Annotated in this window: 14 protein-coding genes and 1 riboswitch; of the genes, 5 read left to right on the forward strand and 9 right to left on the reverse strand. The window is 64.1% G+C overall.

Annotation, left to right across the window (positions count from 1 at the left end):
• Positions 1-31: 31 nt before the first annotated feature.
• Positions 32-370 carry a DUF1062 domain-containing protein gene (locus ACFHWW_RS00005; RefSeq protein WP_379936938.1) on the reverse strand — a complete coding sequence of 113 codons (339 nt, stop codon included), beginning with the start codon at positions 368-370 and terminating at the stop codon, positions 32-34.
• Between the two features lie 508 nt (positions 371-878).
• Between ACFHWW_RS00005 and ACFHWW_RS00010 the strand changes: the two genes are divergently transcribed.
• The gene (locus ACFHWW_RS00010; RefSeq protein WP_100671119.1) at positions 879-1148 is read left to right on the forward strand and encodes a CopG family ribbon-helix-helix protein; all 270 of its coding nucleotides are present in this window, start codon (positions 879-881) and stop codon (positions 1146-1148) included.
• Entirely contained in the window at positions 1145-1453 is a 309-nt protein-coding gene (locus ACFHWW_RS00015) for a type II toxin-antitoxin system RelE/ParE family toxin (RefSeq protein ID WP_275599518.1), read from the forward strand. The genes ACFHWW_RS00010 and ACFHWW_RS00015 overlap by 4 nt, the downstream gene beginning before the upstream one ends.
• Positions 1454-1631: 178 nt before the next feature.
• Here the strand turns inward: ACFHWW_RS00015 and ACFHWW_RS00020 are convergent, their stop codons facing one another.
• Positions 1632-2618, reverse strand: a complete 987-nt coding sequence (locus ACFHWW_RS00020; RefSeq protein WP_379936941.1) for an AraC family transcriptional regulator — start codon at positions 2616-2618, stop codon at positions 1632-1634.
• 75 nt (positions 2619-2693) lie between these two features.
• Between ACFHWW_RS00020 and ACFHWW_RS00025 the strand changes: the two genes are divergently transcribed.
• Complete coding sequence (locus tag ACFHWW_RS00025) at positions 2694-3899, forward strand: MFS transporter (RefSeq protein WP_102761567.1); 1206 nt, start codon at positions 2694-2696, stop codon at positions 3897-3899.
• Between the two features lie 129 nt (positions 3900-4028).
• Here ACFHWW_RS00025 and ACFHWW_RS00030 read toward each other — a convergent pair whose 3' ends face one another.
• From ACFHWW_RS00030 to thiC, 5 genes are read right to left on the reverse strand one after another with little or no spacing between them, the layout of a single operon-like run.
• Entirely contained in the window at positions 4029-4634 is a 606-nt protein-coding gene (locus tag ACFHWW_RS00030; RefSeq protein ID WP_379936942.1) for a thiamine phosphate synthase, read from the reverse strand.
• Positions 4631-5404 (reverse strand): thiazole synthase, encoded by a 774-nt coding sequence (locus ACFHWW_RS00035; protein ID WP_379936943.1) that lies wholly within the window; start codon positions 5402-5404, stop codon positions 4631-4633. The genes ACFHWW_RS00030 and ACFHWW_RS00035 overlap by 4 nt, the downstream gene beginning before the upstream one ends.
• A 1-nt stretch (position 5405) precedes the next feature.
• Positions 5406-5603: a sulfur carrier protein ThiS gene (thiS, locus tag ACFHWW_RS00040; protein ID WP_275599498.1), complete on the reverse strand. Its 198-nt coding sequence runs from the start codon at positions 5601-5603 to the stop codon at positions 5406-5408.
• Positions 5600-6577, reverse strand: a complete 978-nt coding sequence (gene thiO / locus ACFHWW_RS00045) for a glycine oxidase ThiO (protein ID WP_379936944.1) — start codon at positions 6575-6577, stop codon at positions 5600-5602. Before thiO ends, thiS begins: the two co-directional genes overlap by 4 nt.
• Position 6578: 1 nt before the next feature.
• Positions 6579-8414 (reverse strand): phosphomethylpyrimidine synthase ThiC, encoded by a 1836-nt coding sequence (thiC, locus tag ACFHWW_RS00050; RefSeq protein ID WP_275599496.1) that lies wholly within the window; start codon positions 8412-8414, stop codon positions 6579-6581.
• 98 nt (positions 8415-8512) lie between these two features.
• Positions 8513-8624, reverse strand: a riboswitch (TPP riboswitch).
• A 160-nt stretch (positions 8625-8784) separates the two neighbouring features.
• Between thiC and ACFHWW_RS00055 the strand changes: the two genes are divergently transcribed.
• Complete coding sequence (locus ACFHWW_RS00055; RefSeq protein ID WP_379936945.1) at positions 8785-10827, forward strand: hypothetical protein; 2043 nt, start codon at positions 8785-8787, stop codon at positions 10825-10827.
• Between the two features lie 113 nt (positions 10828-10940).
• On the opposite strand, the gene dctD is transcribed toward ACFHWW_RS00055, so the two are convergent.
• Positions 10941-12311, reverse strand: coding sequence for a C4-dicarboxylate transport transcriptional regulatory protein DctD (dctD, locus tag ACFHWW_RS00060; RefSeq protein ID WP_379936946.1), 1371 nt, complete (start codon positions 12309-12311; stop codon positions 10941-10943).
• A 3-nt stretch (positions 12312-12314) separates the two neighbouring features.
• Positions 12315-14180, reverse strand: a complete 1866-nt coding sequence (locus tag ACFHWW_RS00065) for an ATP-binding protein (RefSeq protein WP_379936948.1) — start codon at positions 14178-14180, stop codon at positions 12315-12317.
• A gap of 230 nt (positions 14181-14410) precedes the next feature.
• Here ACFHWW_RS00065 and ACFHWW_RS00070 point away from each other — a divergent pair, with 230 nt between their 5' ends.
• Positions 14411-15736 carry a dicarboxylate/amino acid:cation symporter gene (locus ACFHWW_RS00070; protein WP_379936950.1) on the forward strand — a complete coding sequence of 442 codons (1326 nt, stop codon included), beginning with the start codon at positions 14411-14413 and terminating at the stop codon, positions 15734-15736.
• The last annotated feature ends 59 nt before the right edge of the window (positions 15737-15795 follow it).

A 15795-nucleotide genomic window follows, 5' to 3' on the forward strand; every position in this document is an offset into this window, starting at 1 on the left:
ACAATGGCATCAATGAGCGATGATCCGCAAATCAGCCTGCCTGCAGTCGCACGCTGATATCCCCTCCGGCCTGCGCCGGAAAGCACGGCCGCTTGCCGGAAGCTACACCACTTCCTGAGACACGATCGTCGAGGACAGCGGGACGGATGTCGCGAACATTTCGGCGTTCGAATATTGGGCGGTTCCAGGTCCTGTCGCACGTCGAGCATTTGTAGATAAGCCATGCATCAAGCTTCCGACCATTGGCATTAAGCCTGATCTTGTTGCTGCTTTCGAAGGCTCTAACGCCGCCGCATCCGCTGCATGCTACCCAAGGCTGAGGGGGGATTAGGGGAATGATGGTCCAACGGACCTGAAGTGTATTGCACATACCGTCTTGGCCTTCCTTTCGGAAGTCCACCAAGATGGGAGCGTGAGAAAGCCATTAGGGCACGGCATGGCGGCGTTCGGGGGGTGGAGAGCTGAGACAGCGGAGCTGCACTTGGCACATTTAAACGATACCAGACCGGTCTCATGCCACCACCCGATGAACACATTCATACCCCACCAACTCTCGTCGGCCGGCGGCAGTACGGGTGAGAAATGGATTGAGACCGGTTTTTACTTAGGCAAAGTGGACCTCTGCATTGCCAATGCTCTTCACCAAAGCGATAACAAATGATCCGCTTGAGATGGAGTTCTCATTACGGCAGAACCGACAAACATGTCGCGTGCTGCATTTTTGCAACTCTGCGATGTGGTCGGGTCGTGTAGACCACTCGTTTTCCGCGTCTGATGACTGCGTCCACGGCGGCCGTGTTCACACGTCCTAGGAAGGTAGATTGGACGGTTTCGCTACCTTGTGTTAGCCTGTATACAACCGAATACAGGATAATGTCATGCCCGTCAGCACCACCATGACCATTCGGGTCAGCCCCGAGTTAAAGAAAAAGCTCGATCGGATCGCTAGCGCCACTTCGCGCAGCCGCTCCTTCCTCGCGGGCGAAGCCCTGGCTGCCTATGTGGACCGGGAGCTTGAAATCATCGACGGGATCAAGCGCGGCATGGCTGATGCCGAAGCTGGCCGCCTCGTTCCGCATGAAGAGGCCATGGTTGAAATTTTCGGCTTGATCCGGAAGGCCGAGACCGGCAAGGGCGATAAAGTTTGAGGCGGCCTGTTCAGTGGTCGCGGGCAGCTCTGGATGACCTCAAGGATCAGGTTTTCTTCATTGCACGGGAAGACCCGGATGCAGCGGCAAGAGTGGCGGGCCGGGTTCGCGATACGGCCGCAGCACTCGGCGAGATGGCGACCGGGAGGCCGGGGCGGGTGATCGGCACGTACGAGAAGTCCATCAACCGCTTGCCCTATGTAATCGCATATGCACTGATGAGCCACGGCGACCGCGAAAGCGTCATGATCCTGCGCGTCATCCACACCGCGCGGGAATGGACAGCCGAGGAGTGGCCGCCTTAAAGCACGTCCAGGAAAAGTGTGTAACGGTTCTCCGGCCGGAAGTGCGTTGGGTCAAATGCTCTACAGCGCCGCGTGTCAGACACGCAAAAGTCCTGCAGCACTTTGATCTGCTGCATGTCTTTGCCCTTCAATCGATTACGATTAAGGAAACGTGCCGTAGGCCTACTTTGCCTCTCGTTCAGCCCTCGCCGATGGTAAATGTCGGTGCTTCTGGCGGTTCGGATCCGCGATAGTGGCTCGGCGGCAGGCCGATCACACGCTTGAAGGCGCGGCTGAACGAGGCTTCCGAGTCATAGCCCAGGCGGCGCGCGACGACGGAGATGCGCATGCGGTCGCGGGTCAGCCATTGCCGTGCCTGATGCATGCGCACCTGCGTGAGGTAGCGGGCCGGCGTCTCGCCGACCACGGCGGCGAACTGCTGCGCGAAGCCGGAGCGCGAGGCGCCCATGAGCCTGGCGAGGGAATCCACGGTCCAGCTCTTTTCCGGATCGAGGTGCATGGCCGCGATTACGCGGCCGAGCCCGGGATGGCGGACCGCCGCCACCCAGCCATTGGTATTGCCGCATCCGTGCTCCACCCAGGAGCGGATGATGAGCGCCGCGAGTACGTCGGCCAGCCGCGCAAGCACACCGCCGGAGCCGACGCGGCTGGCGCCGACTTCCCGCGCCATGGCATCGAGCATGTGCGGGATCGCCGGCTCGCTTGCCGTCAGGGCGTCGATGCGCATCACGTCGGGCATCATGCGCAACAACGGATGCATGGCATCCATGTTGAACCGCAGACTGCCGCAGAAAAGGATGGTGGTCTTGCCGCGCCCGCCCCCGCAGACGTCGTAGACGCAATGGCATACCTCCTGGACCGAATAGGCTTCGAGCGGCGACAGCTTCTCGCCGGGCGCACTCGCCAGCGCATGCGCGCCGCCACGCGGCAGAAGCACGGCATCGCCGCGCTTCAGTTCGATCCAGTCTCCGTCGGCCACCCGCAGCCAGCAGTCTCCGCAGATGAAGTGGAAGCGTGCCGCCTCCTGCGCCGGAAATGAAATTCCCCAGGGCGCGGTCAATTCGCAACGGACGTAATCGACGCCGTCGAGGCGCAGTCCGCGCAGAAGTTCGCTGAGAAAATCCTCCGAAGCGGAAGAGAATGTTTTGGACGAATGATCAAGCATTGCGGAATTTCTAGCATGGAATGTCCAGGGCGTCACGCCTTATCTAAGCCGGACCCTCTCAAGGAGACCGCTCTTATGACAGATACAGCGACCACTTTGGACGCCACGTTCATACCGGAAAGCGAGGAGCGAATCGATCCGGCATGGGCCGGGGTCGGCTCCCTCGCGCTCGGCGTGTTCGGCCTCGTCACCGCAGAATTCCTCCCCGTCAGCATTCTCACGCCGATGGCCGCCGATCTCGGTATCAGCACGGGCACGGCCGGCCAGGCGGTGACGGCGACCGCCGTCGTCGGCGCGGTCGCCGGGCTGACGATCGCCATCGCCACGCGCCGGTTCGACCGCCGGCTCGTGCTTTGGGGCTTCACCCTGGCGCTGATCGCCTCCAGCCTGCTTGCGGCTTTCGCCACCAATCTCGCCATGCTCCTTGCTGCACGCGTCGTCCTCGGCATCGGGCTCGGCGGCTTCTGGTCGATGATGGCGGCGATCGCCTTGCGACTCGTGCCGATGTCGCTCGTGCCTCGTGCCATGTCGATCGTCTTCACCGGCGTCTCGGTGGCGACGGTCTGTGCGGCGCCTTTAGGCGCCTATATCGGCGATCTCTGGGGCTGGCGAGCTGCATTCCTGATGGCTGCGGCGGTCGGTGCCGTAACGCTGATCGTACAGATGGCGACCATACCGCGGCTGCCGCCGCAATCGGCGCCGAGCATGAAGCTTCTGTTCGACCTCATGCGCATGCCGAGCATCCGAATCGGGATCATCACCGTCCTGCTTTTCGTCTCCGGCCACTTCGCCGGCTTCACCTATGTGCGCCCGTTCCTCGAAAACGTCCCGGAGTTCGGCATCGAGGCGATCTCCCTGATCCTGCTGGCTTACGGCATCGGCGGCTTCTTCGGCAATCTCGCCGGCGGGCTCATCATCGAACGCAGCATCACGGCGGCCGTGAGCCTCGGAACGCTGCTCATCGCGGCGATGGCGTTCGCCCTCGTGACCTTCGGTTCGCTCGATGTCGTGTCGGCCGTGGCGGTGACCCTATGGGGCTTCGCATTCGGGGCGCTGCCCGTCGCCGTCCAGACCTGGATGGTGCGAGCCGCACCCGACCATGCGGAAAGCACCGGCGGTCTCATCGTTGCGACCTTCCAGGTCGGCATCGCCAGCGGAGCTGTTCTCGGGGGGCTCTTCGTGGACAGCTTCGGCCCGCTCGGTGCCATCACCTATTGCGCCGTCGCGACGCTCGCGAGCGGACTCTACGTCATGGCCTCGCGGCGCAGCATAGCCTTCTAACGGGGCCTCGGCGTGTCGGAAGGAAAACCGACATTCGCCTGCGGGCATCTCCCTGCAAGCGGAGCGAAGAAACAAGCGGCGACCTGCCCTCTCCTCGGGGTTTAACCCGAGGAGAGGGCAGCCACGGCTTTATCTCCACGCCTCCGTCTTCCGTATCCACTCCCTTGTCCTTCCCTCCGGATCGGCATTCAGCGTGATGTCCGTCACCACGGCGGCGCTGTCGGCGCCGTGCGCGAAGACGCCCTCGATCCGCTCCGTATTGAGGCCGCCGATGGCGACGAGCGGGAGCGGGTGAACGCGCTCGCGCCACCATGAAAGCCGCTCCAGCCCCTGGGGCGCCCACTTCATCTTCTTGAGGATCGTCGGATAGATGGGTCCGAGCGCGACGTAGTCCGGTTCGGCTGCGAGCGCGTTTGCCAGTTCCGCCTCGTCATGGGTGCTGACGCCGAGCTTGAGCCCTGCGGCACGGATGGCGGCAAGATCGGCCTCCGCCAGATCCTCCTGACCCAGATGGATGAAATCGCAACCTTCCGCTATCGCCAGCTGCCAGTAGTCGTTGACGATCAGCTGGCATTCATGGGCGGCGCAGACTGCCCTGGCGACCCGTAGCTGGCGGCGGATGTCTTCCGCGTTCCGGTCCTTGATGCGGAGCTGGACGAGCCTGACGCCGAGCGGCACCAGCCGTTCGATCCATTGGGCGCTGTCGACGATGAGATAAAAGGGATCGAGCTTCACGAGAAGACTGCCTTTCCGATGACGGGGGTGGACGGGACGGCCATGTCGCGCGGCTCGAGCATGCCGGCGCCGTGAGCCGCGTGCCCGGCATCGATTGCCTTGGCGAAGGCTTCGGCCATGGCGGCGGGATCGGCAGCGCCGGCAACGGCGGTGTTGAGCAGGACCGCGTCGTAGCCGAGCTCCATGACCGTCGTCGCATGGGACGGGCGGCCGATGCCGGCGTCGACGATCAGCGGCACGTCGGAAAATTCCGCGCGCATGGCGCGCAAGCCCTGCACGTTCTGCGGTCCCATGGCGCTGCCGATCGGCGCGCACCAGGGCATCAGCACCTGGCAGCCCGCCTCCAGCAGCCTTTCGGCGACGACGAGGTCGTCCGTCGTATAGGGGAAGACCTGGAAACCTTCCCCGGTGAGGATGCGGGCCCCCTCGACGAGGCCGAAGACGTCCGGCTGCAATGTGTCCTGGTGGCCGATCACTTCCAGCTTGATCCAGCTCGTGCCGAAAACCTCGCGTGCCATCTTCGCGGTCAGCACCGCCTCCGAGACCGAATGGCAGCCGGCCGTGTTCGGCAGCACGCGCACGCCGAGTTCGCGGATCAGCTCGAAGAAGGCGCCGCCCTGGCGCCCGCCGGCCGTCTCGCGGCGGAGCGAGACCGTGACGATATCGGTGCCCGACCGCCGCACCGCCTCGGCGAGCACGGCCGGCGAGGGATAGCGGGCGGTTCCGAGCAGCAGTCTCGACCGGATTTCTGTTCCATAGAATAGCGGCATGTCAGCCTCCCTGCATCGGCGACAGAATCTCGATCCGGTCGCTGTCCTGCAGCCGGTAGCTGGATCGGTCTGCCTTCTGGACCAGTTCGCCGTTGACGGCGGTCGCCAGCCAGTCGCCTTCGAAATCGAGGCGCTGCAAGACCTCGGCGAGTGTAACGGCCAGAAGGTCGTGTTCCTCGCCATTGACGGTCAGCTTCATCGGAAATCTCCTTTGCGTGTCTCGTCGCCCAGGGCCAGCGCCGCCACTTCCCGGGCCGTGGCCGGGGAGAGCAGGAAGCCATGACGATAGAGGCCGTTGACTGTAATCCTGTTTTCGCGCCGCGAGGCCCGCGGCAGGTTGTCGGCAAAGGCGGGGCGTACGCCCGTGCCGGTCTCGATCAGGCGCGCTTCGGCGAAAGCCGGATGGAGCGCATAGGCGGCGTTCAGCAGTTCCATCAGCGAGCGGGTGGTGATCGGGCGGGCGTCGTCGCTCTCGATCATCGTCGCGCCGCACATGAAGAGCCCTCCGCCGCGCGGCACGATATAGAGCGGGATGCGGGGATGCAGCACGCGCACGGGGCGCGAGAGCGTCACCTCGTCCGTCTGCAGATAGGCCATCTCGCCGCGCACCCCGCGTAGCCCGTCGATCTCGCCGATGCTCGACGCGCCGGTGCAATCGACGGTGAGCGCGAAATCGCGATCGTCCATGTCCTCGCCGGCGAATACCGCGCCGCGTGCCGTCAGCCCTTGCCGGAGCGCCGAGAGTGCCCGGCGCGGGTCGAGATGCGCCTCCTGCGGAAAGAACAGCGCCTGCCGGAAACGGCCGGCGAGAGCCGGCTCCAGCGCAGCGATCTCCTCTGCATCGAGCGAGCGGAAGCCGGAGGTGCGGGAGGCGAAACGCTTGAGTTCGGCTCCGTCACGGGGTTGCGCGACGACGAGCGTGCCGTTGCGATGCACGGAGCCGGCAGGGAGCGCGGCTTCCCACCAGTCGGCGGCGCCGATCCCCAGCCTCAGGACGGTTTCCTCGGCACTTTCGCGCTCGCACCAGGGAGCGAGCATGCCGCCCGCATACCAGGAAGCGGCCCCGGTAGAGCCGGCGGCATTTTCCATGATCGTCACTGCGGCGCCGCGCCCGAGAAGTTCATGGGCGGCGGTGAGGCCGGCGACGCCGGCCCCTCTGATCAGCACGCGCATTTCATTCTCCAGCGGGCGCGGCATTGCTTTCATCGACCGGCATATAGAGGTCGCCGCCGTCGCGATATCTGGCGGCCATCGCCTCGAGGCCCTCCTTCTGCGCCTCGGCGCGGATATCGTGGGAAATCCGCATCGAACAGAATTTCGGTCCGCACATGGAGCAGAAATGCGCGACCTTGTGCGCCTCCTTGGGCAGGGTCTCGTCGTGGAAATTGCGCGCGGTCTCGGGGTCGAGCGAGAGGTTGAACTGATCCTCCCAGCGGAACTCGAAGCGGGCGCGCGACAGCGCGTCGTCGCGGGTTCGGGCGGCCGGGTGCCCTTTGGCGAGATCGGCGGCATGGGCGGCGATCTTGTAGGTGATCACGCCGGTCTTGACGTCGTTGCGGTCGGGCAGGCCCAGATGTTCCTTCGGCGTCACGTAGCAAAGCATGGCGGTGCCGAACCAGCCGATCATCGCCGCGCCGATGCCTGACGTGATGTGGTCGTAGCCGGGCGCGATATCGGTGGTGAGCGGCCCGAGCGTATAGAAGGGCGCTTCTCCGCAGACGGCGAGCTGCTTGTCCATGTTCTCCTTGATCTTGTGCATGGGCACATGGCCCGGCCCTTCGATCATCACCTGGCAATCCTTGGCCCAGGCGATCTTCGTCAGTTCGCCGAGCGTTTCGAGCTCCGCGAACTGGGCCCGGTCGTTTGCGTCGGCGATAGAGCCGGGACGCAGGCCGTCGCCGAGCGAGAAGGAAACGTCATAGGCGCGGCAGATGTCGCAGATCTCCTCGAAATGCTCGTAGAGGAAGCTCTCGCGGTGGTGATGCAGGCACCACTTCGCCATGATCGAGCCGCCGCGCGAAACGATGCCCGTGACGCGATCCACGGTGAGCGGGATATAATGAAGCCTGACCCCGGCATGGATGGTGAAATAGTCGACGCCCTGTTCCGCCTGCTCGATCAGCGTGTCGCGGAAGACCTCCCAGGAAAGATCCTCGGCGATGCCGTTTACCTTTTCCAGCGCCTGGTAGAGCGGCACGGTGCCGATCGGTACCGGCGAATTGCGGATGATCCATTCGCGGATGTTGTGAATGTTGCGGCCGGTGGAAAGGTCCATGACCGTGTCGGCGCCCCAGCGCGTCGCCCAGACCATCTTCTCGACCTCCTCGGCCATCGATGAGGTGACGGCGGAATTGCCGATATTCGCGTTGATCTTCACCAGGAAGTTGCGGCCGATGATCATCGGCTCGGCTTCCGGGTGGTTGATATTGGCCGGAATGATGGCGCGGCCGCTCGCCACTTCCTGGCGCACGAATTCCGGCGTTACGAAATCGGGGACAGAGGCACCGAAGCTTTCGCCGTCTCGGGCAAGCGCCTCCTTCGCGGCCTTCCGGCCGAGATTTTCGCGGATGGCGATGAACTCCATCTCCGGCGTGACGATGCCGGCGCGGGCATAGGCGAGCTGGGTTACCGCTTTTCCCGGCTTCGCCTTGAGCGGCTGGTGACGAATCGGGAATTCCGGCGTCAGCCTTTCGCCGGTGGCAAAGCCGTTGTCTTCGGCCTTCACCGCACGGCCGTCGTAGCTTTCGACATCGCCGCGCTTGAGAACCCAGTCGCTGCGAAGGCGCGGCAGGCCCGCGTCGATGCGGATATCGGCGTTTTCGACCGTGTAGGGGCCGGAGGAATCGTAAACAGTCACCGGCGGCTCGCCGGAGGTCGGATGCAGCGCGATCTCGCGCATCGGCACGCGGATCTCCGGGTGGATCTCGCCCGGCTTGTAAACCTTGCGGGATGCCGGGAGCGGTCCTTGCGTGACCGAGGGCGCAGCGGCGAGAGGCTTGATTAGATTCATCTTGAGGCTCCAATGTTTTCGCGTTGGAGACCCAGTTCTGAAGCCGGAAGGATGAAAAGACGTATCACCGATGAATTGCCGATAAACGGAATCCTGGCTGCTGCACGTCTGCACCGTCCCTACGCCAGTATGAACTGGATCAGGTTCAACGGGTCACTGCGCGCGCTAGCAGTATCTCAGCCCCTTGCCGGGACCCCCCTGGTGAATGGCGCAATTAGGGACGGTTATCGCCGCGGCGTCAAGATGGTTTTTGCACCGGCTAAATCCCGTGCGCAGGGCTCGCGCCATGCTTGCAAATGCAAAGTTCTAAATCTACTTACCGTCCGAGTCTGAAGCGCCATGATGCGCATAGCGAAAAGGGGTGAAGGTCTTGGGGCAGGCGGAGACGGGGACCAGGAAAAGGGGACGCAAGGCGCTTTGGGCGGCCGTTGCGGTCATCGCAATCGCAGCCGCAGGCGCGACCGGTTACAAGATTGCTGTCGAAAAGAGCGTGAGCAGGCTGATCGCCGAACGGGGCGGCAGAGTGGGCACGGTCGAAGCGGACTTCTTCGGGCGCGTTCACCTGCGCGACCTGACGCTGCCGCTGAAGGAAGGATCCGAACTTCGCGTCGCCGCGATCGACGGGCGGCCCAGGATCCTATTTCTGGACGGCATGCTCGAGGTCAGCGGCGTGGACCTCGATATGCGCCCGGGCAAGATCGCCGTGCCGAAGGTGATCGTCGAGCAGGCGGAGTTCGGTCGCGACACGCTGGCGCAAATGTTCGGCGCGGGAAGCAACCTTTCGCTGCCGAAACAGTTGGCGCTTTTTACGGCAAAGAGCGTCACCGCCCCTGAGGTGATCATCACGCAGACGGTTGCCGGTAGCGAGCAGAAGCTGGTCTACAAGAACGTGGTCTCGGAAGGTATCGTCGATGGCCGCATTGCGCGCTATTCGGCGAGTGGTGCGAGCTTCGAAGCCGCCATAGGCGCCTCCGATGGAGAGGGCGGCGAGAGGAAGCGGCTGACGGGCTCCCTTGGAGCCATGACGGGGCAGGACGTCGATGCCGCCTATCTGGCCCGCATCTATACTGAAAAGGCCGGGCCGGGCGACGGGCAGGCAAGGCCTGTCTATGGGCCATTCTCGATCAAGGATATAGCCTTCTCGGATGGCGAGGCGAGCTTCGGCTATGACGAGGTTCGCAGCAGCGGCGTAAGCATGCGGATGCTGGACGAGCCACTTCGCGAAACTCTGGAGAAGCTCAACTCGGTCTCGTCGCCCGAGGATCTGCCCGTGGCGGAGCGTCAAGACTATTTCGCCCGGATTCTGTCGGTCGCCGATTTGACGAGGAAGGCCGACATGGAAATGCTGGGTCTGAAGATCGACGCGCCGGACAAGGATGGTGAAGAGGGCGAGAGGATCAAGCTGGCGATGGATCGCCTCGCGCTCCGGCTCGATGGCCGGAAGCTCGACGCGTCGGTGAATGGCTTCTCGTTGGCGGAGGGCGCGGACTACGTCAAAGTCTCCGAAGCAAGCATTTCGGGCTTTTCCTGGGATCCCAGCGTGGAAGCGCTGAAGAAGTTCGTCGCTCTGCAGGATGGGCAGCATGAGAACTTCCCTTTCACGACGCTGCTGCCGGAGTTCGGAACGTTCCGCGTGGCGGGAATCGATGGCGATCTGCCTGACTCGAGCACCGGCGTGGAAGACTGGGACGAATACAACGACACTCCGGATGCTGGAGAGGGCGATCGGCCGCAACGCATCCGCTTCACGATGAAGGGATACGAGCTGGCGCTCGCGAAACCGCGAAACGGCATTCCGACTGACGTCCGCGCCGGATACCAGGATTTCGCCCTTCAAATCCCGGAGCATACGCAGGACGAGACTCTCGCCAAGCTTCGCAAGCTGGGCTTCAACGAATTGGTCCTCTCCTCCAACCTCGAAGCCGCCTGGGACGAAGCGACCGAGACTCTGGTCATCAAGGATATCTCCACGAGCGGAAAGGATATTGGCCGCTTTTCCCTCTCCGGCCTTCTGGGAGGCGTGAGCGGCGACTTCTTTTCGGGCGACGCGGCTAAGGCGCAGGCGGCGTTGTTCGGCCTCACCGCGCGGGAAGCAAGCCTGAAGATCGAGGACAAGGGCTTCACCGCCAAAGGGATACAGGTCTATGCCGAACAAAACGGCATGACGGAGGATCAGGCACGCGGCATGCTGGAAATGACGGCGTCGGTGATGCTGCAGCAATTTGCCGCGCAGGAGCCTCGGCTGCGGAATGTGGTGGATGCAGTTTCGCGGTTCATCGCGAAACCGGGGACATTCACGCTGACGGCCAAGTCCAAATCCGCCAGCGGCATCGGTGCGCTCGAATTCGCGGTTGCTTCGCAAAATCCGCTTCTGCTTCTCGACAGGGTCGACTTCGAGGCGACGGCGGAATAGCGGCCTTCTCGCCGCAAGCGGGGCGAAGAGGGCTCGCAGGCCGCCTAAAGTCTACTCCCTGGTTCAACGCTGGTTGAACGGGGAGGGGTTAGAACGTGGGGCAAACTGTCCACCTACGCGTCGCCACTCTTCGCGCCTGCCCGGTCGATAAAATCCGCCCGGTTGATCCCATGGCGTTGCAGCTTGTCGTAAAAAGTCTTGCGGGGGATGCCGAGGGCTTGCAGGGTCTCCTTGACGTCGCCGCGGTGCTCCGTGAGGGCCTGCTTGAGGATATCGGCCTCGTAGCGTTCCAATCTTTCCGGCAGGGTTGCTCCGCTTGAGGCGGGCGTTGCGGCCGGAGGTCCCAGGTTTCCCTCCACCCCCAGCGCGACCCGTTCGGCGAAGTGCGAAAGCTCGCGCACATTGCCCGGCCAGGAATGCGTGGCCAGGTAGGCGTGCATGGCAGCCGAGATCGCGGGCACGTCGCGGCCGAAGCGTTCCGAGGCGCGGGCCAGGAAATGGGAGAAGAGGAGGGGGATGTCGTCGCGCCGTTCGCGCAAGGGCGGGATCGAGAGCGTCACGACATTCAGCCGGTAATAGAGATCCTCGCGGAAATCGCCGCGCGCGGCCGGATCGCCGAGGTCGACCTTGGCTGCGGCGACGACACGGATGTCGACGGGACGGGTCAGGTTGGTGCCGAGTGGGGTGATCTCGCGTGCTTCCAGCACGCGCAGCATCTTCACCTGGGTTGCCGGCGGCATCGCCTCGATCTCGTCGAGGAAGAGGGTGCCGCCGTTCGCATGCTCGATCCTGCCGACCCGCTTCTTGACGGCGCCGGTAAAGGCGCCGGGCTCGTGGCCGAAGAGCTCGCTTTCGATGACCGTTTCCGGCAGAGCGCCGCAATTCAGTGCGACGAAATTGCCGGTTCTGCGCCGGCTCCATTGGTGCAGCAGCGTGGCGACGACCTCCTTGCCGCTGCCCGTCTCGCCGGCGACCAGCACATCGACATCGGTGTCGGCGATGTGTTTCAAGGTCTGGCGAAGCCGCTCCATGGCCGGCGTCTGGCCGATCAGCGGCAGGCCTTCGGAGGCGGCTTCGGCCGCGCGGCGCAGCGCCCGGTTCTCCATGACGAGCCGCCGTTTCTCCTCTGCGCGCCGGGCGCTCTGGACAAGACGGTCGGCGGCAAACGGCTTGGCGATGAAGTCATAGACGCCGTCCTGGATCGCCTGCACCGCCATCGGTATGTCGCCGTGTCCCGTGACAAGGATCATCGGCAGGTCCGGATCGAGCGACAGAACCTTGCGGAAAAGGGCGAGCCCGTCCATGCCCGGCATGCGGATATCGCTGATGACGACGCCCGCGAAGTCGGCGGAAAGTTCGGAGAGCGCCTCCGTCGCGCTGGCAAAGGACGAGACGGTGAAGCCCGCAAGCTCGAGCGTCTGCTGCATCGCCTTGCGCAGATCGCGGTCGTCATCGATCAGGAACACGGATGGGGCGGCGCTCATCGCTCAGGCCTTCTTGAGATTGACGGTAAATGTCGTTCCGGAGGGACTGCTCTCGACCTCGATCGTGCCGCCATAGTCGGAGACGATCTCCTTGGAGATCGCGAGACCGAGGCCCAGCCCGTCTTCCTTCGAAGTGTTGAACGGCGTGAACAGCTCTTCGCGGACATCGGCCGCAATCCCCGGGCCATTGTCGGCGACGGTCAGCGCGATACCGCCGGCCACGTCCTCGCAGCGCACCCGGATCGCGCCGTTCTCGCTGTCGCCGATCGCTTCCAGCGCATTCTGCAGAAGGTTGATCAAGACCTGCTCCAGCCGGATGCGGTTGCCGAGTGCCTGGAGGTCATCGGGCGGCAGATCGATGCGTATTGCGTCCATCCGTCCGGCAAAACGGCTTCGGAGCAGCATGAGCGCACCCTCGACGACCTCCTTCATCGCGGTCGGCCCGGCCGCGAAATGGCCCTTGCGGGCGAAGCGGCGCAGTTCGTCGGTGATGGCGCCGACCCGGTCGGTGAGTTCGGCGATGCTTTCCATGTTCTCGGCGGCGGTGGTGCTCTGGCCACGGTCGAGAAAGGTGCGGGCATTATCCGCATAGGCGCGGATGGTGGCGACCGGCTGGTTGATCTCATGGGCAACCCCGGCGGCGACCTGGCCGAGGATCGCCAGTCGGTTCGCCTGGACGAGGTCCTGCTGCACGGCCTGGAGCTTCTCGGTGGTCTGCCGGTGGTCGGCGATCTCGGTTTCGAGACGGTCGCGCGCCATGCGCAGGTCGCGCGTCCGCTCCTCGACGCTCGCCTCAAGCGCATTGCGGGCCAGCCGCTCCTCGGCGCTGCGCATGGCGACGACCTGGCGACGGCGCAGGAGCAATGCGGCAAGCGCGATAAGCGGAACGAGCGCGGCAAGGGTGAGGAGCTGCGCTTCCCGCGCACCCGCGGCAAGCGGCGCCTTGAGCGGCGACAACTGCTCGAGCCGCCAGTTCGTCGACGGCACCATGGTTTCCACGCGCAGGAAGGCTGCGTTGGAGTCGCCCGGCAGCAGGGCGTCCAGCGTGGAGGAGCCATCGGGCCGCGCCTCGATCTTCCGGAAAGGCAGCGGCAGCAGCGGTGCATCGCCGAACTGCAGGCTTTCGCGTATGGGTGCGAGCCGGTCTTCGGGGATCGGCTTCGTCGTCATGAAGCGCCAGGAGGGCAGGCTGGTGATGAGGACGATGCCGCGCCGGTCGGTGACATAGGCCGGCTTGCCGGAGACCTGCCAATCCGCCTCGACCCCGTCGAATTCGAGCTTGGCGACGATCACCCCCAGCGGACCGCCGGGCCCGTCGACGCGCCGGGAAATATAAAGCCCGGGCCGCTTGCTGACCGTGCCCATGGCGAAGTGTTCGGCCATGCCGTCGCGCACGGCGAGCCGAAAATAATCGCGGAAGGCATAGTCGTTGCCGACGAAACTCGTCGGCTCCTGCCAATTGCTGGCCGCGACGGCCACGCCGCTCCGGTCGATCAGATAGATGACCGCGGCTTCGGCGCTTGTCGCCAGGGCCTCGAGCTTGCGGTTGATACGGTCGAGCGACTGCCTGTCCGGCGAAAGCAATGCGGCACGAATGGCTGCGTCGTCGGCGAGGACAAGCGGCAGGGCGCGCTGCCGTTCCACGACTGCCCGAAGAAGCGCGGCTTTCAGGCTGGCGTCGATTCGGCTCTGGCCGGCAAGGCCGGCGAGCGCCTGCGACCGGCCGTAGTCTCGCGCAAGAAGAAGGCCGGCCGCCAGAAGGACCAGCGCGACTGCCGCGAAAACCAGCCATGACCGTCGGGCTCGGCTGCGAAGCGCATGCGGATCGCTCGCATCTGCAGGAAGTCTGACCATGCGAGCATTGTGCATGATTTCGCCCAGCGCGCCAGCGTGTCTGTGCGGAAATCCGCACATATCCACGAACAGAAAGCGTGCGCCGCTCCCAAAAATCTCATGAATTCAAACCCATCGGCCTCCACGGCAAACTGGCACGCATGTTGCTCACCAGCTCCACAAGGCAGCCATTGCTGTCGATCTTCGGAAAGCGGCCCGGGAGGCCCGGCATGTTGCCGGACTGGGCCTGCCACGTGGAGGATATCATGATCATCGAACATTCCGCGGAGGTCCGCGGCAAGACACCCCTTTACCGCCATCTCTATGTCCAGGTGCTGGCCGCGATCGCCGCGGGCATCCTGCTCGGGCATTTCTATCCGGACATCGGCACGGAGCTCAAACCGCTCGGCGACGCCTTCATCAGGCTCGTGAAGATGATCATCGCGCCGGTGATCTTCCTGACGGTCGCGACAGGCATTGCCGGCATGACCGATCTCGCCAAGGTCGGCCGCGTGGCCGGCAAGGCGATGATCTACTTTCTCGCCTTCTCCACCCTTGCCCTTCTCGTCGGCCTCGTCGTCGCGAACGTGGTCCAGCCGGGCGCGGGAATGCATATCGATCCGGCCTCGCTGGACGCCAAGGCGGTCGCGACCTATGCCGAGAAGGCGCACGAGCAGTCGATCACCGGCTTCCTGATGAACATCATCCCGACAACGCTTGTCGGCGCCTTCGCCGAGGGCGAGATCCTGCAGGTCCTGTTCATCTCGGTGCTCTTCGGTATTTCGCTGGCAATCGTCGGCAAGAAAGCCGAGCCCGTAGTCGATTTCCTGCAGGCACTGACGCTTCCGATCTTCCGGCTCGTTGCGATCCTCATGAAGGCCGCCCCAATCGGCGCCTTCGGCGCCATGGCCTTCACCATCGGCAAGTACGGCATCGCCTCGATCGCCAATCTCGCCATGCTGATCGGTACCTTCTATCTGACGTCGTTTCTCTTCGTCTTCATCGTGCTCGGCGCGGTCGCACGCTATAACGGCTTCTCGATCCTCTCGCTCATCCGCTACATCAAGGAGGAGCTGCTTCTGGTGCTCGGGACGTCTTCCTCGGAGGCGGCGCTTCCGGGCCTCATGAACAAGATGGAGAAGGCCGGCTGCAAGCGCTCGGTCGTCGGTCTCGTCATTCCGACCGGCTATTCCTTCAACCTGGACGGCACCAACATCTACATGACGCTTGCGGCCCTGTTCATCGCCCAGGCGACCGATACGCCGCTCTCATACGGCGACCAGATCCTGCTGCTCCTCGTCGCGATGCTGAGCTCGAAGGGTGCGGCCGGCATTACGGGCGCCGGCTTCATCACGCTTGCCGCAACGCTCTCGGTCGTTCCCTCCGTGCCGGTCGCCGGCATGGCGCTGATCCTCGGCATCGACCGCTTCATGTCGGAATGCCGCGCCCTGACCAATTTCGTCGGCAACGCGGTTGCGACGATCGTGGTGGCGAAGTGGGAAGGCGAGCTCGACCAGGCGCAGCTTTCCGCAGCTCTCGGCGGCGGGGCGTCTGCCGAAGCCATCCCGGCGCTCGTCCAGCCCGCCGAATAAGCTTGCCTCCCAAGGCGAGACCGCACGCCGGTGCGGTTGGCGCGGTCCGGTTCTCCGGG

This window comes from Sinorhizobium sp. P24N7, assembly GCF_042436655.1.
GTDB classification, from domain to species: domain Bacteria; phylum Pseudomonadota; class Alphaproteobacteria; order Rhizobiales; family Rhizobiaceae; genus Sinorhizobium; species Sinorhizobium meliloti_A.